The 25,254-nt window shown below is 71.4% G+C and carries 23 protein-coding genes; 18 read left to right on the top strand and 5 right to left on the bottom strand.

The window, feature by feature from the left end:
• The first annotated feature begins 40 nt into the window (after window positions 1-40).
• The 4 genes from CLV43_RS30685 to CLV43_RS30700 all read left to right on the top strand — a co-directional run bounded on the left by CLV43_RS30685 (window position 41) and on the right by CLV43_RS30700 (window position 5,292).
• A complete protein-coding gene (locus tag CLV43_RS30685; RefSeq protein ID WP_106191475.1) occupies window positions 41-1,669 on the top strand; it encodes an ABC-F family ATP-binding cassette domain-containing protein in 1,629 nt (542 codons plus the stop codon).
• Window positions 1,670-1,845: 176 nt separating this feature from the next.
• Window positions 1,846-2,055, top strand: a complete 210-nt coding sequence (locus tag CLV43_RS30690) for a helix-turn-helix domain-containing protein (protein ID WP_030473247.1) — start codon at window positions 1,846-1,848, stop codon at window positions 2,053-2,055.
• 72 nt (window positions 2,056-2,127) lie between these two features.
• Window positions 2,128-2,937, top strand: coding sequence for an enoyl-CoA hydratase/isomerase family protein (locus CLV43_RS30695; protein ID WP_106191477.1), 810 nt, complete (start codon window positions 2,128-2,130; stop codon window positions 2,935-2,937).
• 468 nt (window positions 2,938-3,405) lie between these two features.
• Window positions 3,406-5,292 (top strand): ABC transporter ATP-binding protein, encoded by a 1,887-nt coding sequence (locus tag CLV43_RS30700; protein WP_211304648.1) that lies wholly within the window; start codon window positions 3,406-3,408, stop codon window positions 5,290-5,292.
• On the opposite strand, the gene CLV43_RS30705 is transcribed toward CLV43_RS30700, so the two are convergent.
• Together CLV43_RS30705 and CLV43_RS30710 are read right to left on the bottom strand one after the other, a co-directional pair.
• Entirely contained in the window at window positions 5,264-6,865 is a 1,602-nt protein-coding gene (locus CLV43_RS30705; RefSeq protein ID WP_106191481.1) for a penicillin-binding transpeptidase domain-containing protein, read from the bottom strand. The genes CLV43_RS30700 and CLV43_RS30705 overlap by 29 nt on opposite strands.
• 113 nt (window positions 6,866-6,978) lie before the next feature.
• Entirely contained in the window at window positions 6,979-7,719 is a 741-nt protein-coding gene (locus CLV43_RS30710) for an SIS domain-containing protein (protein ID WP_106191912.1), read from the bottom strand.
• A gap of 125 nt (window positions 7,720-7,844) precedes the next feature.
• Between CLV43_RS30710 and CLV43_RS30715 the strand changes: the two genes are divergently transcribed.
• The gene (locus CLV43_RS30715; protein ID WP_106191482.1) at window positions 7,845-8,600 is read left to right on the top strand and encodes a DeoR/GlpR family DNA-binding transcription regulator; all 756 of its coding nucleotides are present in this window, start codon (window positions 7,845-7,847) and stop codon (window positions 8,598-8,600) included.
• A 1-nt stretch (window position 8,601) separates the two neighbouring features.
• Entirely contained in the window at window positions 8,602-9,747 is a 1,146-nt protein-coding gene (locus tag CLV43_RS30720) for an MFS transporter (protein WP_106191484.1), read from the top strand.
• A 122-nt stretch (window positions 9,748-9,869) separates the two neighbouring features.
• Here the strand turns inward: CLV43_RS30720 and CLV43_RS30725 are convergent, their stop codons facing one another.
• From CLV43_RS30725 to CLV43_RS30735, 3 genes are all read right to left on the bottom strand, one after another.
• Complete coding sequence (locus CLV43_RS30725; RefSeq protein ID WP_106191486.1) at window positions 9,870-10,475, bottom strand: nucleotidyltransferase family protein; 606 nt, start codon at window positions 10,473-10,475, stop codon at window positions 9,870-9,872.
• Between the two features lie 4 nt (window positions 10,476-10,479).
• Window positions 10,480-10,665, bottom strand: coding sequence for a helix-turn-helix domain-containing protein (locus tag CLV43_RS30730; RefSeq protein ID WP_106191488.1), 186 nt, complete (start codon window positions 10,663-10,665; stop codon window positions 10,480-10,482).
• Window positions 10,666-10,897: 232 nt separating this feature from the next.
• On the bottom strand, window positions 10,898-11,728 hold the full coding sequence (locus tag CLV43_RS30735; RefSeq protein ID WP_106191489.1) for an alpha/beta fold hydrolase: 831 nt from the start codon (window positions 11,726-11,728) through the stop codon (window positions 10,898-10,900).
• Between the two features lie 82 nt (window positions 11,729-11,810).
• Between CLV43_RS30735 and CLV43_RS30740 the strand changes: the two genes are divergently transcribed.
• The 12 genes from CLV43_RS30740 (at window position 11,811) to CLV43_RS30795 (ending at window position 25,223) form a co-directional block, all read left to right on the top strand.
• Window positions 11,811-12,503: an alpha/beta hydrolase gene (locus tag CLV43_RS30740; RefSeq protein ID WP_106191491.1), complete on the top strand. Its 693-nt coding sequence runs from the start codon at window positions 11,811-11,813 to the stop codon at window positions 12,501-12,503.
• 15 nt (window positions 12,504-12,518) lie between these two features.
• Entirely contained in the window at window positions 12,519-13,793 is a 1,275-nt protein-coding gene (locus CLV43_RS30745; RefSeq protein ID WP_106191492.1) for an NAD(P)/FAD-dependent oxidoreductase, read from the top strand.
• A complete protein-coding gene (locus CLV43_RS30750; protein WP_170156110.1) occupies window positions 13,787-14,512 on the top strand; it encodes a DUF1365 domain-containing protein in 726 nt (241 codons plus the stop codon). The genes CLV43_RS30745 and CLV43_RS30750 overlap by 7 nt, the downstream gene beginning before the upstream one ends.
• Window positions 14,509-15,750: an SAM-dependent methyltransferase gene (locus tag CLV43_RS30755; RefSeq protein WP_106191495.1), complete on the top strand. Its 1,242-nt coding sequence runs from the start codon at window positions 14,509-14,511 to the stop codon at window positions 15,748-15,750. Before CLV43_RS30750 ends, CLV43_RS30755 begins: the two co-directional genes overlap by 4 nt.
• A gap of 166 nt (window positions 15,751-15,916) precedes the next feature.
• Window positions 15,917-16,612 carry an RNA polymerase sigma factor ShbA gene (shbA, locus tag CLV43_RS30760; protein WP_106191497.1) on the top strand — a complete coding sequence of 232 codons (696 nt, stop codon included), beginning with the start codon at window positions 15,917-15,919 and terminating at the stop codon, window positions 16,610-16,612.
• Window positions 16,613-16,639: 27 nt separating this feature from the next.
• On the top strand, window positions 16,640-17,677 hold the full coding sequence (locus CLV43_RS30765; protein WP_106191498.1) for a carbohydrate kinase family protein: 1,038 nt from the start codon (window positions 16,640-16,642) through the stop codon (window positions 17,675-17,677).
• Window positions 17,678-17,948: 271 nt separating this feature from the next.
• Complete coding sequence (locus tag CLV43_RS30770) at window positions 17,949-18,908, top strand: amidohydrolase family protein (protein ID WP_106191500.1); 960 nt, start codon at window positions 17,949-17,951, stop codon at window positions 18,906-18,908.
• Window positions 18,909-18,943: 35 nt separating this feature from the next.
• A complete protein-coding gene (locus tag CLV43_RS30775) occupies window positions 18,944-20,371 on the top strand; it encodes an amidase (RefSeq protein WP_106191501.1) in 1,428 nt (475 codons plus the stop codon).
• Between the two features lie 243 nt (window positions 20,372-20,614).
• Window positions 20,615-22,726 carry a transglycosylase domain-containing protein gene (locus CLV43_RS30780; protein WP_245887109.1) on the top strand — a complete coding sequence of 704 codons (2,112 nt, stop codon included), beginning with the start codon at window positions 20,615-20,617 and terminating at the stop codon, window positions 22,724-22,726.
• Between the two features lie 469 nt (window positions 22,727-23,195).
• Window positions 23,196-23,972 (top strand): M23 family metallopeptidase, encoded by a 777-nt coding sequence (locus tag CLV43_RS30785; protein WP_245887110.1) that lies wholly within the window; start codon window positions 23,196-23,198, stop codon window positions 23,970-23,972.
• 150 nt (window positions 23,973-24,122) lie between these two features.
• A complete protein-coding gene (locus tag CLV43_RS30790; protein ID WP_146174968.1) occupies window positions 24,123-24,449 on the top strand; it encodes a hypothetical protein in 327 nt (108 codons plus the stop codon).
• 177 nt (window positions 24,450-24,626) lie between these two features.
• Complete coding sequence (locus CLV43_RS30795; RefSeq protein ID WP_106191505.1) at window positions 24,627-25,223, top strand: type IV toxin-antitoxin system AbiEi family antitoxin domain-containing protein; 597 nt, start codon at window positions 24,627-24,629, stop codon at window positions 25,221-25,223.
• Window positions 25,224-25,254 lie beyond the last annotated feature (31 nt).

Consider the following 25,254-nt stretch of genomic DNA (forward strand, 5'->3'; position numbering starts at 1 on the left):
CCCTCATTTCCGCATGGCCACATCCACCTGGAGTTCCGCTGTGATCACAGCTACCAACATCGAGCTGCGCGCGGGTTCGCGCATCCTGTTGTCGGAGGCCAACCTCCGCGTGCAGCCGGGCGACCGCATCGGTCTGGTCGGCCGCAACGGCGCGGGCAAGACGACCTCGTTGCGGGTGCTCGCGGGCGAGGGTCTGCCCTACGGCGGCGACGTGCGGCGCACCGGTGAGCTCGGCTACCTGCCGCAGGACCCGCGCGAAGGCGACCTCTCGGTGATCGCGAAGGACCGCGTGCTGTCGGCGCGCGGCCTGGACCAGATCCTGCGGGACATGGAGAAGACGCAGTCCGCGATGGCGGAGCTGGTCGACCCCAAGCAGCTGGACAAGGCGGTCGACCGCTACGGCAAGCTGGAGGACCGGTTCTCCGCGCTGGGCGGGTACGCCGCCGAGAGCGAGGCGGCCCGGATCTGCGCGAACCTCGGTCTGGCGGACCGGATCCTGGCGCAGCCGCTGAGCACGCTGTCCGGTGGCCAGCGCCGCCGCGTCGAGCTGGCGCGCATCCTGTTCGCCGCCTCCGAGGCGGGTGTGGGCGCGAAGTCCAGCACGATCCTGCTGATCGACGAGCCCACGAACCACCTCGACGCCGACTCGATCTCCTGGCTGCGCGGCTTCCTCAAGTCGCACGAGGGCGGCCTGGTCGTGATCAGCCACGACGTGGACCTGCTCGACGACGTGGTGAACAAGGTCTGGTTCCTCGACGCCACCCGCGGCGAGGTCGACCTGTACAACATGGGCTGGAAGAAGTACCTCGAAGCCCGTGCCGCGGACGAGAAGCGCCGCCGCCGCGAACGCGCGAACGCCGAGAAGAAGGCAGGCGTCCTCATGGCGCAGGCCGACAAGATGCGCGCCAAGGCCACGAAGGCCGTCGCCGCGCAGAACATGGCCAAGCGCGCCGAGAAGATGCTCGCCGGCCTGGACGAGACCCGCGTGGCGGACAAGGTCGCGAAGATCCGCTTCCCGGAGCCCGCGACCTGCGGCAAGACCCCGCTGATGGCGGAGGGGCTGAGCAAGTCCTACGGGTCGCTGGAGATCTTCACCGGCGTCGACCTCGCCATCGACAAGGGCTCGCGCGTCGTGATCCTCGGCCTGAACGGCGCGGGCAAGACGACCCTGCTGCGCCTGCTCGGCCAGATGGAACGGCCCGACGCGGGCTCGCTGATCCCCGGCCACGGCCTGAAGGTCGGCTACTTCGCGCAGGAGCACGAGACCCTCGACCACGGCGCCAGCGTGTGGGAGAACATCCGGCACGCCGCCCCGGACACCCAGGAGCAGCAGCTCAGGCAGCTGCTGGGCACGTTCCTGTTCAGCGGCGAGCAGCTCGACCAGCCCGCGGGCACCCTTTCGGGTGGCGAGAAGACCCGGTTGGCCCTCGCGGGCCTCGTGTCGAGCGCGGCGAACGTGCTGCTGCTCGACGAGCCCACGAACAACCTCGACCCGGCCAGCCGCGAGCAGGTGCTCGACGCGCTGCGCCGCTACCAGGGCGCCGTCGTCCTGGTCACCCACGACCCCGGCGCGGTCGAGGCGCTTGAGCCCGAGCGGGTGATCCTTCTCCCCGACGGAACCGAGGACCACTGGTCCGCTGACTACCTGGAACTCGTGCAGTTGGCCTGAGCCAACGGAAACAGCCCGTTTCGGCAGCCCCGGACGAAGGCCGACTGTCCGTGATCATGCGATCACGGACAGATCATTTTGCATGATCGCCTGGCGTTCTGGTCATTCGTGTTCGATCATTGCGACGACAGGGGCCCGAAAGCGGCCCGACCTGCTCGGACGGAAGGCGGGACATGGTGGCTGACCTGAAGAAGGGCGCCCGGATCACCGGCGCCACACGGGACAAGCTGGCCGCTGACCTGAAGAAGAAGTACGAAAAGGGCGCGAGCATCCGGGCGTTGGCCGAGTCCACCGGACGCTCCTATGGCTTCGTCCACCGGGTTCTGTCCGAGTCCGGTGTGACGCTGCGCGGTCGCGGTGGCGCCACCCGCACGAAGAAGAAGTAGGGAAGTAAGCTACCCTCCGGTAACAACAGGCGCCGAACAGCGGCGGCGCCGACCGGCCTCGGAGGTTCCAGCATGTCGGCTACGCCCATCGACGCCGACCTGTTGGAACGTGGCGGTGTGCGGCTCGTCGTGGACGGGCCGCGCGCGACCGTCACCCTCGACCGCCCCGATGTGCTCAACGCGCAGACGCCCTCCACCTGGCAGGCGTTGCGGGCGATCGGCGAAGGCCTGGACCCGGACGTCCTCGTGGTGGTCGTCCGGGGTTCTGGTCGAGCGTTCTCCGCGGGTCTCGACCGCCGCATGTTCACCGGTGGGGTACCGGGCGAACCGGGCTTGGCGGACATCCTCCGCCAGGGCCCGGAGCAGGGTGATGCCCAGATCGCGGAGTTCCAACGCGGCTTCACCTGGCTGCGCGACCCCAAACGGGTGACCATCGCCGCCGTGTCCGGCCACGCCATCGGCGCCGGCTTCCAGCTGGCCCTCGCCTGCGACTTCCGCGTCATCGCCGACGACACCCAGTTCTCCATGGCCGAAACCACCCTCGGCCTCGTCCCCGACCTCGGCGGCACCCAACCCCTCGTCCGCCTCGTCGGCTACTCCCGCGCCGCCGAACTCTGCGTAACCGGCCGCCGCATCAACGCCGAGGAATCCCTCCGCATCGGCCTCGCCAACACCGTCGTCCCCCTCCCCGACCTCGACACCGCCGTCGACAACCTCGTCACCCAGGTCCTACGCCCCCTACCCGGCGCAGTCCGCGAAACCCTGGCCCTGATCTCCGCGGCCGCCGACGGCACCACCACCGAACAACAACTCGCCCTGGAACGCGCCGCCCAACTCCGCCGCCTCGGCGAACTCGCCGCACTAGCAGGCCAACCCACCTGACCCACGGCAGGCCAAGGCCAACGACGCTGGAACAAAAGCCAACGGCCCAACGAAGGCTGGAAACAGTCGGTCAGTTGCCCGGCGACGCTGGAAGCGAGCGGGGCTCGTCCGCTCGTGCGGTCGGCTTGACTTGGGGTTTTTGGGCTTAGACTTGCGGCGGCGGGCAGGCTCTACCACCTGCCCTTTTTCGCCCGACGAAGCCCAAAAAAGGGGCCCCAAGTCAAGCCGACCGCACCTAGGTCCGCTGCAGCGATACCCCCGTAGTCCGCTGCAGCGACACCCCCGAAGACCGCCGAACCGACACCCCCGGAGACCGCGGATAGCGACACCGGGCGACACCCACGGCGGCTAGAACACCAGGACCCCCACCAGTTCGCCCCCAAGCGAACAGGGAAGCACCACGCCTCCCCAGACGTTCCCCCTCACGTGGACAGCGGATACGGTGCCTGGGGCCTGATGATGAGCGCGATGCGGGCCGGTGAGACCCCCAAGGGGGTCCGCGCCGGCACTCTCCGCAGAGTGCTGAAGTTCGCCCGTCCCCATCGGGCCAAGCTCATCACCTTCCTCCTCCTGACGGTCGTCTCCTCGGTCTTGGCCGTCAGCACGCCCGTCCTGGCCGGTCGGGTCGTCGACGCGATCGTCAACGGCAGCGCGACCTCGGTGGTCGTCTGGTTGGCCGTCGTCATCGCCCTCATCGCGGTCGTCGACGCGGGCCTTGGCCTCCTGGAGCGCTGGCAGTCCACCCGGATCGGCGAGGGTCTGATCTACGACCTGCGCCGGGCCGTCTTCGAGCACGTCCAGCGGATGCCGGTCGCCTTCTTCACCCGGACCCGCACCGGTGCCCTGGTCAGCCGCCTCAACAACGACGTGATCGGCGCCCAGCGGGCTTTCACCTCGACCCTCTCCGGTGTGGTCACCAACGTCATCCAGCTGTCCCTCACCCTCGTCGTCATGCTGACGCTGTCGTGGCAGGTCACGCTCCTGGCGCTGGTTCTGCTGCCGATCTTCGTGCTCCCGGCCCGCCGGATGGGCAACCGGATGGCCGACCTGCAGCGCGAGGCCGCCAACCTGAACGCGGGCATGACCACCCAGATGACCGAGCGCTTCTCCGCTCCCGGCGCCACCCTCGTGAAGCTCTTCGGCAGGCCGAGGGAGGAGGCCGCCGAGTTCGGCGACCGCGCCCTGCGGGTCCGCGACATCGGCATCCGCACCGCCATGGCCACCCGCTGGTTCATGACCGGCCTGACGCTGGTCTCGGCGTTGGCGCAGGCACTCGTCTACGGCCTGGGCGGCTACCTGGCGCTGACCGGCCACCTGGCCGCGGGCACGGTCGTCTCGTTGGCGCTGCTGCTCTCCCGCCTCTACTCCCCGCTGACGGCGCTGGCCAACGCGCGAGTCGACGTGATGACCGCCCTGGTCAGCTTCGAGCGCGTCTTCGAGGTCCTCGACCTCAAGCCCATGATCGCCGAGGCGGAGGAGCCCAGGAAGGTTCCCGACGGCCCCGTCTCGGTCGAGTTCCAGGACGTCCGCTTCGGCTACCCGTCCGCGGACAAGGTCTCCCTCGCCTCCCTGGAGTCGGTCAGCACCCTCGACACCCGCGGCGGCCAGGAGGTCCTGCACGGCATCAGCTTCCGCGCCGAACCCGGCCAGCTCGTCGCCCTCGTCGGCTCCTCCGGCGCGGGCAAGTCGACCATCGCGTCACTGGTCCCGCGCCTCTACGACGTGGAGTCCGGCTCGGTGCGGCTGTCCGATGTGGACGTCCGCGAGCTCGGCTTCGACGACGTGCGCGACGCGGTCGGCGTGGTCACCCAGGACGGGCACCTCTTCCACGACACCATCCGCGCCAACCTGGTCTACGCCCGACCCGAGGCGAGCGACGAGGAGCTGTGGGACGCGATCACCCGCGCCCGGCTCGGCACGCTGATCGAGTCGCTCCCCGACGGCCTGGAGACCGTGGTGGGCGAGCGGGGCTACCGGCTCTCCGGCGGTGAGCGGCAGCGGCTGACGATCGCCCGCCTGCTGCTGGCCCGCCCGCGCGTGGTCATCCTCGACGAGGCGACCGCGCACCTGGACTCGGAGTCCGAGACGGCCGTGCAGGCCGCGCTGACCGAGGCCCTGCGCGGCCGCACGGCCCTGGTCATCGCGCACCGGCTGTCCACGATCCGCGCCGCCGACCAGATCCTGGTCGTGGAGGACGGCGAGGTCGTGGAACGCGGCGGTCACCACGAGCTGCTGGAGGCCGACGGCCGCTACGCCGAGCTCTACCACACCCAGTTCGACGAGAAGCCGCAGGTCAGCGTGGTGGAGACGCCGAAGCTGTCGCTGGTCACAGCGGACCGAGAAAAGTCGCGGTGACGCCGACGGCGGCTTTCGACGAGCCGCCGTCCACCACGAGCACCGCGAACGCCATGGTGTCCCGGTAGCCGACGAACCAGCCGTGCGCGTGGGTGCCGTCGCCGAACTGGGCGGTCCCGGTCTTGCCGGACACCGGGCCGAAGCCGCCCAGCGCGGTGGCGGTGCCGCCGGTGACGACCTCGCGCATCATCGGGCGCAGCGCCTCCGCGGCGGCGGCGGGCAGCGGCGTGGGCGCGGTGTTGACCTTCGTCGGGATCTCGCGGATCAGCTTGGGCACGGGCGTCCTCCCGGTCGCGACGGTGGCGGCGGCCAGCGCCATGCCGAACGGCGTGGTCTGCACCCTGCCCTGCCCGATGCCGTTCTCGACCCGCTCGGCGACGTCCGCCGCGGCGGGCACCTTGCCGGTGTTGGTGGAGATCCCGGCGACGTCGTAGTCCGCGCCGATCCCGAACTGCTTGGCGGTCGCGGTCAGCTCGGTGCCGGACATCTCGCCCGCGAGCTTGCCGAACGTGGTGTTGCACGACTGCGCGAACGCCTGCCGCAGCGGCACGGTGCCGAGGGCGAACCTGCCCTCGTTGGGGATCTTGCGGGTGCCGACGACGGCCTCGCCGGGGCACTCGACCGGGGTGTCGGCGGTGACCGCGCCGTCCTCCAGCGCCGCCGCGGCGGTGACCATCTTGAACGTCGAGCCGGGTTCGTGCAGGTAGCCGAGCGCGACCGGGCCGGTGGCGGTGGCGGCCGCGTTCTGCGCCACCGCCAGGATCTCGCCGCTGCCCGTGTCGATCGCGACGATCGCGGCCTCCTGCGGGACCCCGTCGACGGCCGCCTGGGCGGCGTCCTGCACGGCCTTGTCGAGCGTGACGGTGGCCGACTGCGTGACGACCGCCTTCTTCTCCTGCACCGTGGACACGGGTGCGTCCGCCGCGTCCACGACCAGCACCTTCCAGCCGGGCTTGCCGTCGACGGTGCCGATCTCGCTCCGCACGCCGGGCAGCACGGCCTTGGCGTAGGCGCCGGTGTCCTCGGGCAGCGGCTTGCCGTCGCGGTCGAGCAGGGCGCCCTGGCCGGAGACCGGCACGAACTTGAGCGCCTGGCCCTCGACGAGCGCCGGGTGCAGCACGGCGGGTGTCCAGTGCACCCGCCACTTCCCGCCGTCGCGCCGCACCTCGAACGAGGTCTGGTACTGCCACGGTGTGCCGCCGGGCAGCGTCCAGGTCACGTCGGCCGGGACCGTCGCCGACGCGGCCTCGGCGCCGACCGCCGGGACCGCGCCGACCCGCGCGGTGAACGCGGAGGTGGACATGCCCGTCCTGGACCGGCCGAGCGCGGCGGTCGCGGGCTGCTCCGCGTCGGTGGTCGCCGCGGCCTTGGCGACGTCACCGGCGGAGAAGGCCGCGACGAAGTCCTGCGCGGCCGTGCCGGGTGTCGTCGACGCCGGCTCCTCGGCCTCGAAGGCGGCCGACCCCGCGGACGGGTCGTCGGACCCCCACACCACCGAGGCGCCGATCCCGATGACCACCGCGGCCGCCAGACCGCCGCCCACCAGCACCAACCGGCGCGTTCTTCCCTGCATGGACTGTGAACCCCCACTCGTCGGCACCCCGGAAGGGTGCCACCCCGTGGGGTGAACGTAGTGGGGTGGTGTGGAGGTTCCGTGACGATCCGGCGGTGATGCGCGGTCGAAAGTCAGCCCAACTGGGGGATTCGCGTCTGGTAGTGGCGCAGCAGGTCCGCGTTCGCCGCGTCGCCGCCCTCGACGTTCGCGCTGCGCCACAGCGGCAGGTGCACGTTCTGCTCGGCGGCCTTGTCGAACAGCCGCACCATCAGCAGGTTCCACAGGAACGCGGTGGCGATGGTCGAGATGGCCGCGGTGACCGGCTCGTCGGTCGGGTAGGTGGCGTCGCCGGGAGGCACCACGTTGTCCAGCACGACGGTCGCGACCTCGGCGAGCGTCGTGCCCGCGCGGCGCGGGGCGAGCGCGCTGGCGGCGACCGAGGTGACCGCGACGACCGGGCAGCCCGCGTCGACGGCCTGGATCGCCAGCTCGACGGGGTAGGGGTTCACGCCGGAGGTGGAGAACACGAACAGCACGTCGTGCGCGGCCAGGCCGGTGTCGCGCAGCACCTCGGCGGCCAGCCCGGTGCGGCGTTCGGCGGCGGTGCTGCTGATCGCGCCGTGCATCGGCAGCAGCTCGGGGTGGTAGACGGGGCGCACGCAGGCCAGGCCGCCCGCCCGGTAGAACGTCTCGGCGACCGCGGCCAGCGAGTGGCCCGCGCCCGCGGTGAGGATCATGCCGTCCGCGAGCACGCTGGCCAGGACCAGTTCGGCGACGTCGTCGAGCGCCGACGCGTTGTGGTGCTCCACCCTCACCAGGTGGTCGCGCACGACGTTGCCGTAGTCGGATCCGGTCACGGTCTCGCTCGTCATGCGGTGGTCCTCCGTCGTCAGCTGCTCCCAGTGGTCCACACCACTGGATGGGGCCTAGTCCTACCCGATGGGCGCTCTTCGCGAAAGTCTTGCAAAACGAACACAGGGCATGTTCGTATGAACACATGGATGGTGCGAAACGGCACGAGCTGATCCTCCAGAGCCTGCGCCAGGGGGAACGCGTCGCGGTGGGGGCCCTCGCCGAGCTGACCGGCTGCTCGGAGATGACGATCCGCCGCGACCTGGACACGCTGGAGCGCGAGGGCCTGCTGCGCCGGGTGCGCGGCGCGGCGGTCGGGATGCTGACCGGCGAGGAGGTGCCGTACGCCGCGCGCGGCAAGCAGCGGGTCGAGGCCAAGCGCCGGATCGCGCTCGCCGTCGCGGAGCTGATCGACGACGGCGAGAGCATCGTGGTCGACGGCGGCAGCACGACGCTGGAGGCGGCGAAGCTGCTGACCGAGCGGCGGCTGACCGTCCTGCCGCTGTCGCTGCACGTCGCGAACGCCCTGCGCGGCGCCGAGCGGGTCCGGTTGGTGCTGCCCGGCGGCGACCTGCGGCCCGGTGAGCTGTCGTTCGTGGGGCCGCTCACCGAGTACGCGTTCGAGGTCATGCGGTTCGACACCATGGTGCTGGGGAGCTGCGGGCTCAGCGTGCGCAACGGGGTGTCGTCGCACGACCTCCAGGAGGGCGCGGTGAAGAAGGCCGCCGTCACCGCGTCCGCGCGGGTGATCGCCGCCGTGGACGGCTCCAAGTTCGGCCGCACCGCCTTCGGGCGGGTCTGCGGCATCGAGTCCATCGACGTCCTGGTCACCGACGAGGACGCGCCCGCCGACGAGATCGCCGCCGTCCGCGACGCCGGTGTGGAGGTTCGCCTTGTCTGATGTGGTCCTGACTCCGCGGCCCAAGGTGGCCAGGGTGTCGACGGCGTTGGTGTTCGCGGTCCACGCGGCGGTGTTCGCGGCGTGGACCCCGCACATCCCGGAGGTGAAGGACCGGCTCGGCCTCAACGACGGCACGCTCGGGCTCGCGCTGCTCGGCGCCCCGGTCGGGTCGGTGGTCGCGATGCTCGCGGCGGGCGGCGCCATCGCGAGGTGGGGCAGCAGGCGGGTGGTGCTGCTGACCTTCGTCGCGTACGCGCTGGTCTCGCCCGCGCTCGGGTTCGTGCCCGCGCCGGTGTGGCTGTTCGTGGCGCTCGCGTTCTGGGGCGGTTTCCAGGGGGCGCTCGACGTGGCGATGAACTCGCAGGGGATCGCGGTGGAGACGGCCTACGGACGGCCGATCCTGTCGAGCTTCCACGCCTGGTGGAGCGCGGGGGCGTTCGTCGGGGTGGGGATCGGGGCGCTGGCGGTCGCGCTGGGGGTGGACCTGCGCACGCAGATGATCGTGTTCACGGTGGTGCTGCTGCTGGTGGCGTGGCCGTTGACGCGGGGCATGTTCGGGGACGACCGGGCGGTCGACGAGCACAAGCTGGGCCTGCCGTGGCGCGACCGGCGGGTGCTGCTGCTGGGGGCGGTGATGTTCGGCGGGCTGCTGTGCGAGGGAGCGATCGGCGACTGGGCCGCGGTGTACCTGCGCGACACCATCGAGGTGCCGGTGGGGCAGGTGGGGCTCGGGTACGCCGTGTTCGCGGTGATGATGTTCCTCGGCCGCGTCGGCGGTGACGGCTGGGTGGCCCGGTTCGGGCCCGCCCGCGTGGTCGGCGGACTGGCCGCCGCGGGCGGGATCGCGTTCGGCGTCGCGCTGGTCGCGGGGCAGTTCTGGTTGGCGCTGGTGGGGTTCGGCGTGTTCGGGCTCGGGATCGCCTGCGTGGTGCCGGTGGTGTTCAGCTCGGCGGCGGCGCAGTCCGACGCGCACGCCGGGCAGGCGATCGCCGGGGTCGCGACGGCCGGGTGGGCGGGGTTCCTGCTGGGGCCGCCGCTGATCGGACTGGTGTCGCACGCGACGTCGTTGCCGCTGGCACTGGGGGTGCTGCCGGTGTGCTGTCTCGGGATCGCGGTGGCGGCCCGGTCACTGCGTCCAGCGGGCTAGGGTGTTTTTCCCGGATCTCGTCCGATGAGAGTCGCGCCTGAGGTGGTTCCTGGCGGTGCGGGCGGAGTGCCCGCATACCGCTGTTGTATGTGGGCACTCCGCCCGCACCGCCAGCGGCCGCGTCAGGCCCGACTATCGCGGACACGGATTCGGGAAAAATGCCCTAGGTCTTCGGGTCGGTCCACGTCCGCTCCGTCGGCTACGTCCTCGCAGGGCACCAGTCGGATGGGGTGGGCGCGCAGGTAGTCGCGGGCGCCCGCGTCGCCGGTGGAGGTCTCCAGGACACCCGCCCAGTGGTCCCGGCCGATCAGCACGGGGTGGCCCGGTTCGCCGTGGAAGCTCGCGCGGGCCAGGGCGTCGGGGGTGGCGAGGGCCGACAGCCGTCGGACGGCCTCGACGGTGATGCCGGGGGTGTCGACCGGCAGGACCAGGATGGCGTCGGTGGTGTTGTCGCCGGTCATGACGGCGGTGAGGGCGACGCGGAGCGAGGAGCCCATGCCGGTGGGCCAGTCGGGGTTGTCCAGCACGAGGGCGTGGGGCAGCGAGGCGCGTTCGCGGACCTCGGTGGCGGACGCGCCGAGCACGACGACCACCGGGGAGCAGCCTGCTCGGGTCAGGGTCGCGGTCGCGGTCTCGACGAACAGCGCGCCGTCGTGCCGCACCAGGGCCTTGGGCGAGCCGAAGCGCCTGCCCGCGCCCGCGGCGAGCAGCACCCCGGTTGTCGACATGGGGTCAGACTAGGGCCTCGTGCCCGATCAGGTCGGCGCGGCGGCCGACGCCGAGCTTGCGGTACACCCTGGTCAGGTGCTGCTCGACCGTGCTCACGGTGATGTGAAGCCGTTTCGCGATCGCCCGGTTGGTGTGGCCACCGGCGGCGAGGGTCGCGACCCGCCACTCCGAGTAGGTCAACTCCGTCATGCACTGATCACGCGGTAGGGGTCGGATCGGTTCAGCCGTTGGCCTACATCTGCCACATGACCAGTGCGGTGACCACGATCCTCGGCGGGCATTTCCGGGCCCAGCCGCTCGCTCGGTTCTCCGCCCCCGCGCCCCCGTACTGCCAGTACGGGGGCGCGGGGGCGGAGAACCGAGGGACCGCCTGGACGACGGAACTCCCCGGCAAGGGTTCGTGGCCACCGCACTAGCCGTCTCAGCGGACGGAGAGGTGCGCGAGCAGCAGGCTCGTCATGAGCTCGGAGGCCTCGTCCGGGATCCAGTGCGAGACGTCCTCGACCATCTGGAAGTGGTACGGGCCGGTGACCCAGTTCTCGGTGTCGAACGCCGCCGCGGAGCCGAACGCGGCGTCCTCGGTGCTCCACACGTACATCGTCGGCACGGACACCTTGTCGATGCGGCCACCCGCGCGGCCCGCCCGGTACCAGTTCAGGGCCGCGGTCATGGCGCCCGGCTCCGACAGGCGGCGGACGTACTCGTCGACCTTGCTGGGGAGCACCTTCCAGTCGAAGATGCGGCGCAGCGCCTCGCCTTCGTTGTCGAGCATCCGCTGCTCGGTGTTCGAGTTGCGCCACTCGGACATGTACGCCGAGCGCGCGTGCTGGTCCTCGTCGGTGCGGATCGCGGCCGACAGCGCGGCCGGGTGCGGGGTCGAGACGGCGGTGAGGGAGCGGAGGCGGTCGGGGTGGTCGGCGGCGGTCCACCAGCCGACCGCGGCGCCCCAGTCGTGGCCGACCAGGTCGAACACCGGCCAGCCCAGCTCGTCGGCCATGGCCAGCACGTCGCCCACGAGCTCGCCCATGCCGTAGTTGGCCGCGCCGTCCGGCCGGACACCGGGGGAGTAGCCGCGCTGGTCGGGCGCGACGGCGCGGTAGCCCTGGGCGCCGAGCACGTCGACCTGGTGGTCCCAGGTCGACGAGGACTGCGGGAAACCGTGCAGCAGCAGCACCGGGCGACCGGTCTCGGGACCCGCCGCGATCGCGTCGAAGATGCCGGCCGGAGTGGGGATGTTCAGGTGTTCGACCACCGGACGAACAGTAGTGCGTGAAGTCCGTGTGATCTGGATCGCAATGCTCAACCACGGGCGGGCGGGACACGAATATGTCGGCATGGAGCCCCAAGTCGACGTGCTGGCGCCGTCGGCCGACGTGCGCGCCGTCGTGCTCGTGCTGCACGGCGGACGGTCACGCGGCCACGGCCGGGTCAACCGCTACCAGCTGGCCGTGCTGCGGATGGTGCCGTTCGGGCGCGCGCTGCACGCCGCGGGCCGTGAGCACGGGCTGGAGGTGCGGATGCTGCGCTACCGCGTGCGCGGCTGGAACGCCCCCGACCTGGACCCGGTCCGCGACGTCGAGTGGGCGCTCGCCGAGATCGACAGGGCGCACCCCGGCGTGCCGGTGGTGCTGGTCGGCCACTCGATGGGCGGCCGCACCGCGCTGCGCGTCGCGGGGCACCCGTCGGTCGTGGCCGTCTGCGCGCTGGCGCCGTGGATCGAGCCCGGCGAGCCCTACGAGCAGCTCGCGGGCCGCTCGCTGCTGATCGCGCACGGCGACCGCGAGCGGATGACCGACCCCGCCCAGTCCTACCGGTACGCGGTGGTGGCCAAGCGGGTCGCGAAGCGGGTGGCCAGGTTCTCGGTGCTGGGCGACGGCCACGCGATGCTCAAGCGGGCGGGCGACTGGACCCGGCTGGTCGTGGACTTCGTGCTGGGCGAGCTCGGGTTCGAACCGCAGGCACCGGACATCGCGAATGCCATGCGAGCGGCCGACGGCCTGGACGTCCCGCTCAAGACCGCCCACTGACGAGAGGACACCCCCGTGGCACAGGAACCCGGACGTCGGCGCGTCGCCGTGATCGGCAGCGGCGTGTCCGGTCTGACCGCGGCCTACCTCCTCCAGCGGCAGCACGACGTGCTGCTGTTCGAGGCGGACGACCGGCTCGGCGGCCACGCGCACACCCACGAGCTGACGACCCCGGACGGCCGCACGACGATGGTGGACAGCGGGTTCATCGTCCACAACGAGCGGACCTACCCGAACCTGCTGCGGTTGTTCCGCGAGCTGGGGGTGTCCACGCAGGACTCCGAGATGTCGATGAGCGTGCGCTGCGACGGCTGCGGCCTGGAGTACGCAGGCGCCCGCAAGCTGCCCGGCCTGTTCGCCCAGCCGCGCAACCTGGCCAAGCCCGCCTACCTGCGGATGCTGGCCGAGGTCACCCGCTTCCACCGGCACGCCCGCAGGCTGCTCGCCGCGCCGGACACCGAGGACGTCACGCTCGGCACGTTCCTGGCCATCGGCGGCTACTCGCGCTACTTCGTCGACCACTTCGTGGTGCCGGTCGTGTCCGCGGTGTGGTCGTCGGGCCCCGGCCTGAGCACCCGCTACCCGGCGCGCTACCTGTTCGAGTTCCTCGCCAACCACGGCATGCTCGCCATCGGCGGCACCCCCCAGTGGCGCACCGTCGTCGGCGGCTCGCGCTCCTACGTGGAGCGCGCGGCCAAGGGCCTCACCGCCGTGCACGTGTCCACGCCGGTCCGCTCGCTGGTCCGCACCGCCGACGGCGTCGAGCTGCGCGACGACGCCGACCAGCGCCACGTCGTGGACAAGGTCGTCGTGGCCACGCACCCCGACCAGGCGCTGCGGCTGCTCGGCGACGCGACGCCCGCCGAGCGCGACGTCCTCGGCGCGTTCACCTACTCCCGCAACGAGACCTGGCTGCACAACGACGCGAGCGTGCTGCCGGTCAGCAGCGGCGCCAAGGCCTCGTGGAACCTGCTCAAGACCTCGTGCCGCGAGGACTCCGGCCCGGTCGTCGTGAGCTACCACATGAACCGGCTGATGCGGCTGGTCGAACCGCTCGACTACGTCGTCACGCTCAACGCGGCCGACCGGGTCGACGAGCGCAAGGCCGTCGCCAAGATGGTCTACGAGCACCCCGTCTACACGCCGGAGTCCGTTGCGGCGCAACGACGTCTGCCCGGCCTCAACACCGGCGTGACCGCGTTCGCGGGCGCCTACCACGGGTGGGGCTTCCACGAGGACGGCTGCGCGTCGGGCGTGCGGGCCGCCGAGAGCCTCGGGGTGCGCTGGTGACAGCCCTCTACGAGGCCGAGGTCAGCCACACCCGGCGCGAGCGGATCGACCGCGCGTTCAGCCACAAGGTCTACCTCTGGCTGGTCGACCTCGACCGGCTGCCCCGGCTCCCGTGGTGGCTGCGGCCCTTCGCCCGCTTCGAGGCCCGCGACCACTTCGGACCGCACGGCGACGCGGTCGTCGAGCGGACCGCCACGATCCGGGGGAACCTTGATCGGTGGCTGGCCGAACGGGGAGTCGACCTCGCGGGCGGGCGGGTGCTCATGCTCGCCAACGCCCGGCTGCTCGGCCACGTGTTCAACCCGCTGTCCGTCTACTGGTGCCACCGGCCCGACGGGTCGCTGGCGTGCGTCGTCGCCGAGGTGCACAACACCTACGGCCAGCGGCACCCCTACCTGCTCCACACCGACCCCGCGGGTCGCACCCAGGTCGACAAGGCGTTCTACGTGTCGCCGTTCCTGGAGATGGGCGGCCGCTACCTCATGCGGCTGCCCGAGCCCGACGACCGGCTGTCGGTGACCATCGCCCTGCGGCAGGACGGGAAGACCCCGTTCACCGCGGGCCTGCACGGCACCAGGACCGAGGCCACGCCCGCGAACCTGGCGCGCCTGCTGGTCCGCCGACCGCTGATGACGCTCCGCGTCTCCGCCCTCATCCGCGCCCACGGCATCGCGTTGTGGCTGCGCCGACTGCCGATCATCCCCAGGAGTGACCGATGAGCACGATCGACGTCTCGGTGCCCCGCCCGAACCAGGGTGTGTGGCCGGGTCTCAACACACCGCCCAGGTCCCCGTTCAAGGCGCGCATCGCCGAGGCGCTGTTCCGCCGCGCCGTGGCCTCGCTGCCCGTCCGCGTCGTGCTCCCCGACGGCGCGCGCCTGGGCGCGGGCGGCGACGACGCCCCGGTCATGCGGATCCACCGGCCCGCCGCGTTCTTCCACCGCCTCGGCGCGGACGCGAAGATCGGCTTCGGCGAGGCGTACATGGTGGGGGACTGGAGCACGACGGCGCTCGCCGACCTGCTCAGCGCGTTCGCCGCGAAGCTGAGCACGCTGATCCCGCCGAAGCTGCAGCTCATGCGCCGCTGGGTCGAGCTGCGCCACCCGGACTCCGAGGCGAACTCCGTCGAGGGCGCGCGGGAGAACATCCACCGCCACTACGACCTGTCCAACGACCTGTTCGCCACGTTCCTCGACGAGACGATGAGCTACTCGTCGGCGCTGTTCGAGGGCACCGACGACCGCGACCTGGTGCCCGGCCAGCTCCGCAAGATCGACGGCGTGCTCGACTACGCCGGGGTCCGCGAGGGCAGCCGGGTGCTGGAGATCGGCACCGGCTGGGGCGCGCTGGCCGTGCGGGCCGCGCAGCGCGGCGCCACCGTGACGTCGCTGACGATCTCCGCCGAGCAGCGCAAGCTGGCCCAGGAGCGGGTCGCCGCGGCCGGGCTGTCCGACCGGGTGGACATCCACCTGCGCGACTACCGCGAGGAGCGCGGGGAGTACGACGCCGTGGTCAGCGTGGAGATGATCGAGGCCGTCGGCGCCGAGTACTGGCCGACCTACTTCGGCGTGCTGGACCGGGTCCTGGTGCCCGGCGGGCGGGTCGGGCTGCAGGCCATCACGATGCCGCACGACCGGATGCTGGCCAGCGCGCGCAGCTACACGTGGATCCACAAGTACGTGTTCCCCGGCGGCCTGATCCCGTCCGTGCAGGCGATCGACAAGACCGTCCGCGAGCACACCGCGCTGCGCGAGGTGTCCTCCCGCGCCTTCGGCCTGGACTACGCCGAGACCCTGCGGCAGTGGCGCGAGACGTTCCTGAGCAGGTGGGACGCCATCAACGGGTTCGGCTTCGACGACACGTTCCGGCGGATGTGGGAGTTCTACCTCGCCTACTCCGAGGCGGGGTTCCGGGTCGGATACCTCGACGTCCGGCAGTTCGCATACGTGAAATCGTGACGCGTTAGGCCGATCGGTCGACAGGTGCGCCCGTCCGGGTGCCGATCGACCCCTCCGAACCATCTTCGTGGTCAGCTTTACGGGAAGCGGTATCAGCGGCACGTCTGGGGACTCCTCTCCTGTGAGCCGGGCAATGCCGGGACGCTTGCAGTGAGGAGGTCGCCGGATGGTCCACCCATCGTTCGTGCGCGGCGGTGTCGACTTCGGCTCCGGCACGGACGGCGACGACACCCCGGTCGGTCGGCCCCACGTCCGGTTGATCACGGGGTCCGCCGCCCCCGCCGTGAGCACCCAGTGGCTCGTCGAGGCCGAGCTGGTCGACATCGTCGACCAGGCCCTCGCGGGCAACCGAAGAGCCGTGGAGCAGCTGCTGGCGAGGATCCAGCCGCTGGTGCTGCGCTACTGCCGCGCCCGCGTGGGCAGCCGCGAGCGCACGCTGGTCTCCGCCGACGACATCGCCCAGGAGGTCTGCCTGGCGGTGGTGTCCGCGCTGTCCAAGTACCGCTACGAGCCCGGCTCGTTCCTCGCGTTCGTGTACGGCATCGCGGCCCACAAGGTCGCCGACGCCCGCAGGCGGGCCGTGCGCAGCCGCTCGGAGGTCGTGCCGGAGCTCCCGGACTGCCCCACGCTGGAGGCGGGCCCGGAGCAGCGCGCCCTGAACGGGGAGGCGTTCGAGCACGTCGTGCAGATGCTGCACCGCCTGCCGGACCGGCAGCGCGAGATCCTCGTGCTGCGGGTCGCCGTGGGCCTCACCGCCGAGGAGACGGCGGCCGCCGTCGGCTCCACGCCGGGGGCCGTCCGGGTGGCGCAGCACCGCGCACTTGCCCGACTGCGCGAGATGTTGGCGTCGGTCGACGGCTAGTCCACCGCCGGCCGGCATCGTAGGGGGATGACGACCGCCGAACCGCCCGCCTTCGACGTGCTGTTGTCGGGCACGGTGTTCCTGGACATCATCTTCACCGGCCTGCCCCGCCCGCCCGCCGCGGGCACGGAGGTGTGGGCCGAGGGCCTGGGCTCGTGCCCCGGCGGCATCGCCAACCTCGCGGTGGCGCTGAGCAGGCTCCAGCTGCGCACCGCGCTGGCCGCCGCGTTCGGCGAGGACGTCTACGGCGACTTCTGCTGGGAGACGCTCTCCGAGCAGGAGGGCGTGGACCTCAGCTACTGCCGCCGCTTCTACGGCTGGCACTCCCCGGTGACCGTGTCGATGGCCATGGAGAACGACCGCAGCATGGTCACCCACGGCCACCGCCCACCGGTGTCGGCCGACTCGCTGCTCTCGCCCCCGCCCTCGGCCAGGGCCGCCTTCGTGCACATCCAGCCGGAGGAGGAGAAGTGGGTGGGCCTGGCCAAGGCCCAGGGCGCCCTGCTGTTCGCCGACATCGGCTGGGACCGGACCGAGGTGTGGGCGCCCTCGCTGCTCAACCGGCTCGACGGCTACGACTTCTTCCTCCCCAACGACGCCGAGGCGATGCACTACACCCGCAAGGACACCGCCGAGGAGGCGGCCGTGGCGCTCGCCGAGTTCGTGCCCGTGGTCGTGGTGACCCGCGGCGGCGGGGGAGCGTTCGCCTACGACTCCGCCACCGGGGAGAAGGCCGACGTCCAGGGCCTCAACGTGGCACCGCTCGACTCGACCGGCGCGGGGGACGTGTTCGGCGCCGGGTTCGTGCTCGGCACGCTGGCCGGGTGGCCGCTGGAGCACCGGGTGCGGTTCGCCAACCTGTGCGCCGCGCTGTCCGTGCAGCACTTCGGCGGCTCGCTCTCGGCACCCGGCTGGGGCGACATCGCGGCGTGGTGGCGCACCGTCGGCAAGCGCGACGAGGGCGACCTGCGCTGCTACGCCTTCCTCGACGACCTGCTGCCCGGCCACACCAACTCCGAGGTCCGCCGGGCCAGCGCCACGATCCGCCTGCACGGCCCGCACTAGGGCGTGTGTCGAAGTCCGTGTTCGCGGTAGCCGGGCCTGAGGCGGCCCCTCGGCCGCACCGCCAGGAACCACCTCAGGCGCGACTCCCATCGAACGAGACTTCGACACACGCCCTAGGGCCTGTCCCCTGGCCCGCTGTAGCCGGGGATCGCGAGAACGAGCCCCTCGTGTGCCACCGCGGTGTGGCGCACGTCCCAGTGACGTCAGTGGCTGACATCGGTTAGCGTGAGCGATGTCAGCCGCTGACATCGTTCATCGTCGAGGAGGGGCCATGCCGGGTCCGGTCGATCACGAGGTGCCGCTGTTCGACGTCCACGCGCACTTCTCCCCGCCGACGTCGCCGGCGCACCGGCGGGCGGTGTGGGAGCGGGCGCGCCGCGAGCGGTTCCTCGCGCCCGAGCCGTTCGAGTGGCGGCTCGCGGACACCCTCGCGTTCATGGACGAGACCGGGACCGCGGTGCAGATGCTCAGCAACGTCCCGGCCGACCTCGACGCGCTGCGCGCCTCCAACGACTTCGGCGCCGAGGTCGTCGCGGAGCACCCGTCCCGGTTCGGGCTCCTCGCGGCGCTGCCCACCGGCGACCCCGACGCGGCCGTGGCGGAGCTCGACCGGGTCCGGGACGCCGACGGCTGGGCGGTGACGACCGTCCACAACGGACGGTCACTGGCCGACGCGGCGCTCGACCCCCTGTGGCGGCGGCTCGACGAGCGGCGCGCGGTCGTGTTCGTGCACCCCAACGCCTACGCCCCCGCGGTCGCGGACCTGCCGAGGCCGCTGGTGGAGGTCGCGTTCGACACCGGCCGGACGGTGGTGGGGATGCTCTACGCGGGGGTGTTCGACCGCTTCCCCGGCATCACGTTCGTGCTCGCCCACGCGGGCGGCGCGCTGCCCGTGCTGGCCGGGCGGCTGAGCCTGCTCGGCGCCGAGCCGTGGGTGCCGAACCCCGGTCGGCTCGGCCGGGACGACATCGCCGCGGCACTGCGCCGCCTGTGGGTGGACACCGCCGCCTCGGCCAGCGACCAGCAGCTCGCGGCGGCCGTGCACACCGTCGGCGCGGACCACGTCGTCCACGGCTCGGACTGGGGCGTGCCGTGCACCGACCGGGAGTCGGCCGTCCGCGGCATCGACGCCCTCGACCGCAGCCGCGTGCTGTCCGCCCCGACCCGCGCCGCCGTCCGCGCCCGTGCCCGCGTCCTTTTCCCCGCGGCGGCGGCGCGCGCTCAGCGGTGAACGACCACAAGAGACAAGAAGGGATCGGAACGACCATGGACGAGAACGAGCGGGAACGACCCGGTGAGCTCTGGCGGTGGGACGCCGTCGACCTGGCGGAGGCGATCCGGGAGCGGGTCGTGTCGAGCACGGAGGCCGTGACGGCGTGCCTGGACCGCCTGGACGTGGTCAACCCGCGGCTCAACGCGGTCGTGTCGGACCTGCGGGGCGAGGCACTGGAGGCCGCCGCCGAGGCGGACGCGTCGGTCGCTCGCGGCGAGCCGCTCGGACCGCTGCACGGCGTGCCCGTCACGACCAAGGTCACCGAGGACCAGGCGGGCCACCCGACGACCTGGGGCGTGGTCGCGTTCCGCGACAACGTCGCCGCGCAGGACGGGCCCGCGGTCGCCAACCTCAGGGCGGCGGGCGCCGTGGTGGTCGGGCGGACCAACTCGCCCGCGTTCGGCTACAGCTGGTGGACCGACAACGACCTGCACGGGCGCACCGACAACCCGTGGTCGCGGGCGCACACGCCGGGCGGGTCGAGCGGAGGGGCGTCGGCGGGCACCGCCGCGGGGATCTCGCCCATCGCGCTGGGCAGCGACATGATCGGGTCGATCCGCTACCCCGCCTACTGCACGGGCGTGGTGGGTCTGCGCCCGAGCTTCGGCCGCGTCCCGTCGTTCCGGTCGACGGCGCGGACCGAACCGCCGATGGCGTCCCAGCTGATGGCCGTCCCCGGACCGCTCACCCGCACCGTCCGCGACGCCCGGCTCGCGCTCGGGGTCCTGGCCCGGCGCGACCCCCGCGACCCCTGGTGGGTGCCCGCGCCGCTGACGGGTCCCCCGGTCCACGGGCCGACGCGCGTCGCGGTGTCCGTCGACCCGGCGGGCGTCGGCGTCCACCCGACCGTGCGGGCCGCGGTCCTGCGGGCGGCGGAGGCGCTGGAGGCCGCGGGCTACGCGGTCGAGGAGCAGGACCCGCCGGACTTCGCCGCGGTGGCGGCCGCGCTCGGGGAGATCACCCGCCACGAGACGCCGCACTTCTCCGGCGAGGACTACGAGCGCTACGGCGACGACCGGCTCCGGCGGACCTACCGGCGGGTGCGGAGCGCCGGTGCCCAGCCCGCGCTCGTGCCGTACATGGAGGCGTTGGCGGGCCGGATCACGTGGATCCGCGCGTGGACCCTCTTCCTGGACCGGTGGCCGGTCCTGCTGTGCCCGACCGCGTTCGACCCGCCGTTCCCGCAGGACGTCGACAGCCTGCCCGCCGAGGCCTACCCGCGGATGTTCCAGTCGATGATGCCGTCCTACGCCGTGCCGCTGCTGGGCCTGCCCGCGCTGGCCGTGCCGACCGGCGTCGCCGACGGGCTGCCGACCGGCGTCCAGCTCGTCGCGGGGCGGTTCCGCGAAGACCTCGTCCTCGACGCGGGCGAGGTCGTCGAGGCGGCCTGCGGGGTGCTCACCCCGATCGACCCGCGGTAGCACGGCGACCGGGATCCGACCGTCGCCCGGAGGTGTGAACCGCTACCCGAACGGGTAGTACCACCCTGGACCACGTGGATCATCGAGCACGCCCTTACCGGCGCCACAACAGCGCAGGAGTAGTTTCACAGTCGTCGCCGGTGTGATCGCGCAGAAACTGCCCTTCGTCGAGCAACCTGACCACGGTCCCGTGCGACTTATAAGGACAAGGGGAATTCTCCGCCGGAAGGGGTTGCGGGTTTCGTGTTCGCGCGTGCGACGGGACTGGTCAAGTTGGTGGGGTTGTGCCTCGCGGCGGGCGTGCTGCTCGCGGCGGTCATGTTCCCCGTCGTCGGGGGGCTGGGCCTCGCGTCCAACCGCGCGGCGGACACGGTCGACCAGACCTCGGGTGAGCTGGCCAAGGGGGAGCTGCCCCTCGTGACCACCGTCCTGGACATGAACGGCGCCCCCATCGCGTACCTGTACGACCAGTACCGGATCCCGGTGTCGTTCGACCAGATCTCGGACACCATGAAGGCCGCGATCATCGCGATCGAGGACAAGCGGTTCTTCGAGCACGGCGGCGTGGACTGGCAGGGCATCGCCCGCGCGGCCGCCAAGGCGGGTGCCGACGGCGAGGTGTCCCAGGGCGCGTCGACCCTGACCCAGCAGTACGTGAAGAACTACCTGGCGTTCGTGATCGGCGGCGGCTCGGACGAGGCCTACGAGAAGGCCACCGAGGCGACCGCGGCCCGCAAGCTGCGCGAGGCCCGCGTCGCCCTGCAGCTCGAGCAGGTGATGACGAAGAACGAGATCCTCACCGCGTACCTGAACATCGTCCCGTTCGGCAACGGCACCTACGGCGTCGGCGCGGCGGCCAAGGCGTACTTCGACACCACCCCGGACAAGCTGACCGTGCCGCAGGCGGCGATGCTCGCGGGCCTGGTCAACCAGCCCAGCGTGCTCAACCCCGGCAACGGCGTGGAAGCCGCGATCAAGCGTCGCAACACGGTGATCGACCGGATGCGCGACAACAACGCGTTCGGCCAGGACAAGGCCGCCGCCGAGGCGAAGGCCACCGAGTTCAAGGCCGCCGAGGCCGGTGTCGTGCCGGACCTCAAGCTGCTGCCCAACGGCTGCGTCGGCGCCGGTGACGGCCCGGTGTACGGCTTCTTCTGCCGCTACCTGGTCGACTACCTGACCAAGTACGGGTTCACCGAGGACCAGCTGCTGCGCGGCGGCTACACGATCAAGACCACGATGGACCCGGTCGCGACCCGTGCGGCCAAGGAGGCCGCGGAGGGCCAGGTCCCGAAGGACACCGAGGGCGTCGCCAACGCCATGGCCGTCGTCGAGCCCGGCGCGGACAAGCACCGCGTGCGCGCGCTGGCCGCCAACCGCGACTTCGGCAACAACGCCGAGGCCGGGCAGAGCGCCTACTCGCTCCCGGCCGAGGTGACCCGCTTCGGCGCCGGTTCCATCTACAAGGTCTTCACGGCCGCGGCGGCGCTGGACAAGGGCGTCACCGGGATCGACAAGGAGATCGACGTCCCGAACGTCTACACGTCGAAGGTCTTCAAGGACGGCAGCAAGCCGTACACGGTGCGGAACTACTCCAACGGCACCGACCAGAAGATGACGCTGACCAAGGCGCTGGCGACCTCGCCCAACACCGGGTTCATCATCCTGGAGGAGAAGGCGGGCCTCGACAACGTCGTGGACATGGCCTACAAGCTGGGCCTGCGCGAGACGATGCACGACGTGAACAACGCCGGTGACCCGCTGAAGGCGGACGGCTCGAACGGCCCGTCGCAGGGCGACCAGTTCAAGCAGGACAACAGCGGCTCGTTCACCCTCGGGCCGGGCGCGACCAGCGTGCTGGAGCTGTCCAACGTGGCCGCGACCATCGTCAGCCACGGCACCTGGTGCCCGCCGACGCCGGTCGAGGAGGTCATCGACCGCGACGGCAAGCCCGTCCCGCTCAAGGAGCCCGCGTGCGACCAGGCCGTCGCGCCGGAGCTCGCGGACTCGCTGGCCGTGGGCATGAGCCAGGACGCCGTGTCCGGTACCGCGGCCGGTGCGGCCAAGGGCTTCGGCCGTCCCATGATCGGCAAGACCGGCACCACCGAGAACTACTGGTCGGTCGCCTTCATCGGCGCGACCCCGCAGTACGCCGGCGCGGTCATGACGTTCACCGACGGCGTCGCCCCGCAGATCATCTGCAACGCCGCGGCGCCCCGGCTGTGCGGCAACGGCGGCACGATCGGCCTCACCGGTGGTGAGGTGGCCGCTCCGACCTGGTTCAACGCCATGAAGGTGATCCACGAGGGCAAGCCCGTCGTGCCCCTGCCACCCGCGGCCCCGAAGTACAAGTAGCAACCGCTCGTCGACCGCCCCGCTGGCCTTGTGCTAGCGGGGCGGTTCTCGTTCGTGGGACTTTCACGATCAAGCTGATGACCAGCGGTGATGGTTCTGCCGGGCTATTGGTCTGGTAATCGGGCAACGGTCAATTCCTGCGCCGGGTAACGGCGAAAATCGAGACTTGGCGGTCTATTGTCACTCTGAGTGATAAACCGTGGGGTATGTCACCAATACGCCCACTTGGCTACTCAAGGCTTGCCGCAGTTCGTCACCTCGGGTTACGTTCCCTGGCGCTTGTCACGGTTCGGTAACTAGCAGGACACGGCGTCGTCCCCGAAACGACCCCGTCCGGATCCCCCGCCGGCCGTCCTGACCGGACTCCCCGAGGTAGAAAGGCACACTCTTGGCCAGGCACAGCACTGCGCGCGGCCGAAACGTGTTCACGGCACCCCCGAAGGCCGAAGGCCGCCGTGGAGCGCACCGCGTGGAGATCAACACCCCCACCCTCGGCGGCCGCGTGGTCGCCGCCGCCGTGGCAGCGGGCGCGCTCGCCACGACCGCCGGTGTCGTCAACGGCTGGGGCGCGGTCGACCAGCCCCTCAACTCCATGGCCACCAACATGGACCTCGCCGCGAAGATCGCGGGCAGCACCGCCGCCGCCCAGCCCAGGCAGCAGACCGTCCACGTCATCAAGCCGGGCCTCGAAGCCGCGAAGCTCGTGCGCGCCCAGCAGCTCGACGCGGGCCAGCACGTCGACCAGGCCATCCGCTTCGCCCAGGACGGCTACAGCGCCCGGCAGGCCGAGATCCAGCGCAAGGCCGACGCGGACGCCGCCGAGAAGGCTCGCATCGCCGCCGAGGAAGCCGCCAAACGCCCCAAGGTCGTCAAGCCCGCCGAGGGCTCCTTCACCTCCGGCTTCGGCGGCCGCTGGGGCACCACCCACTACGGCGTCGACATCGCCAACTCCATCGGCACCCCCATCGTCTCCGCCATGGACGGCACCGTCATCGAAGCCGGCCCCGCCAGCGGCTTCGGCCTCTGGGTCCGCGTCCAACACGCCGACGGCACCGTCACCGTCTACGGCCACGTCAACGAGATCATCGCCAACGCCGGCACTCAGGTGAAGGCGGGCGACCTCATCGCCACCATCGGCAACCGCGGCCAAAGCACCGGCCCCCACCTCCACTTCGAGGTCTGGCTGAACGGCTCCCAAAAAATCGACCCCCAAGGCTGGCTCGCCGAACGCGGCATCACCCTGTAACCCCACCCCACTCCGGCACCCGAGTCCGTTCACGACTCGGGTGCCTCGAGCGTTCGGTGGTGTTGTCTGTCGAGCTCGGATGCTGTGGTGGGGCCACATGCTGACGAATCCGGGCTCCGGGGCGAAGCGGCTCTCGTCTCGTACTTGCTGGTGAAGACACCCTTGGAGAACTGGACGAAGACTCAGTCCGAGCTGCTCGGCACGGTGGAGTTGGACGTGGACTGGGGCGTGCCGGTGGAGGACATGCGGCAAGAGTTGCGGCGGGCCTTGGAAGCGGTGGAGTTGTGGGACGGGCGGGTGTGCGTATTGCAGGTGACGGACGCGGTGAACTCGTTCGTGCGGGTGCGGGCGTTGGCGCAGGCGGCGGAGTACGGCGGGATGTCGAACCGGGGTGGGCACGACGCGGACGCGCGGGTGTTCGGGGAGGGCGTGGACGGGGAGGAGCGGGGCAAGGCGTTCGGCGGGTCCAATTCTTGAGGCCCGGTTCTTCGGCGATGCGCGTGGCGGGCTCGTAGGTGTCGCCGACGGGCTCGGTCCTCGACGTTCTGGTAGCTCGTCGGTAGATCAGCAACTCAGCATACTGAAACTCCATCATAACTTGACTTCCGTCGACCATTCCAAGCTAGAACTACAGTTTTACTGTAGGATCGCCAGGTGCCTGCTGATCGACGCGACCTCCGCCGGAGACTCTTCGATCTCGCCGCCGGGCAAGGCGGTCACTTCACCGCAGCTCAGGCGAAGTCGCTCGGCTACTCCCACCAGGCGCAGGCATACCACGTGGAGGCGGGCAACTGGTGGCGCGTTGATCGTGGTCTGTTCCGCCTGGCAGAGTGGGCTGCGGGCGCACACGATGAACTCGCTCGTTGGACTTTGTGGTCACGAGGACGAGGGGTCGTGTCGCACGAGTCAGCTCTGAGCGTGCATGGCGTCGGCGAGTTCGAATCACAGCATGTCCATTTGACGGTTCCACCAGGATTCACCATGCGCAACAACGCGGTGGAACTCCACTACGCCGAACTTCCCGCCGATGACGTTTCCGAACGCTCGGGGTACCGGGTGACCACTCCAGTGCGAACGATCATCGACATCGCCGCGAACGCGCACGATGAAGACCAACTCGCCCGCGCCATCGACGAGGCGCGGCGCGGCGGCCTGGTCACCAATCGCCGACTCCGATCCCGTGCCGAAACCCTTGACCCCCGCGCCGCGCTCTACATCGAACGCGCGATCCAACAAGCGGAGACACCATGACCTACCAATCGGCGCAGGCACTACGCACCGC

Source organism: Umezawaea tangerina, assembly GCF_003002815.1.
Lineage (GTDB): Bacteria > Actinomycetota > Actinomycetes > Mycobacteriales > Pseudonocardiaceae > Umezawaea > Umezawaea tangerina.

Coding starts and splice junctions, on each gene's coding strand:
- CLV43_RS30695 (WP_106191477.1), top strand. CDS start 2,128: ATGTCGGCTACGCCCATCGACGCCGACCTGTTGGAACGTGGCGGTGTG.
- CLV43_RS30700 (WP_211304648.1), top strand. CDS start 3,406: ATGCGGGCCGGTGAGACCCCCAAGGGGGTCCGCGCCGGCACTCTCCGC.
- CLV43_RS30705 (WP_106191481.1), bottom strand. CDS start 6,865: ATGCAGGGAAGAACGCGCCGGTTGGTGCTGGTGGGCGGCGGTCTGGCG.
- CLV43_RS30710 (WP_106191912.1), bottom strand. CDS start 7,719: ATGACGAGCGAGACCGTGACCGGATCCGACTACGGCAACGTCGTGCGC.
- CLV43_RS30715 (WP_106191482.1), top strand. CDS start 7,845: ATGGATGGTGCGAAACGGCACGAGCTGATCCTCCAGAGCCTGCGCCAG.
- CLV43_RS30725 (WP_106191486.1), bottom strand. CDS start 10,475: ATGTCGACAACCGGGGTGCTGCTCGCCGCGGGCGCGGGCAGGCGCTTC.
- CLV43_RS30730 (WP_106191488.1), bottom strand. CDS start 10,665: ATGACGGAGTTGACCTACTCGGAGTGGCGGGTCGCGACCCTCGCCGCC.
- CLV43_RS30740 (WP_106191491.1), top strand. CDS start 11,811: ATGGAGCCCCAAGTCGACGTGCTGGCGCCGTCGGCCGACGTGCGCGCC.
- CLV43_RS30755 (WP_106191495.1), top strand. CDS start 14,509: ATGAGCACGATCGACGTCTCGGTGCCCCGCCCGAACCAGGGTGTGTGG.
- shbA (WP_106191497.1), top strand. CDS start 15,917: ATGGTCCACCCATCGTTCGTGCGCGGCGGTGTCGACTTCGGCTCCGGC.
- CLV43_RS30765 (WP_106191498.1), top strand. CDS start 16,640: ATGACGACCGCCGAACCGCCCGCCTTCGACGTGCTGTTGTCGGGCACG.
- CLV43_RS30770 (WP_106191500.1), top strand. CDS start 17,949: ATGCCGGGTCCGGTCGATCACGAGGTGCCGCTGTTCGACGTCCACGCG.
- CLV43_RS30775 (WP_106191501.1), top strand. CDS start 18,944: ATGGACGAGAACGAGCGGGAACGACCCGGTGAGCTCTGGCGGTGGGAC.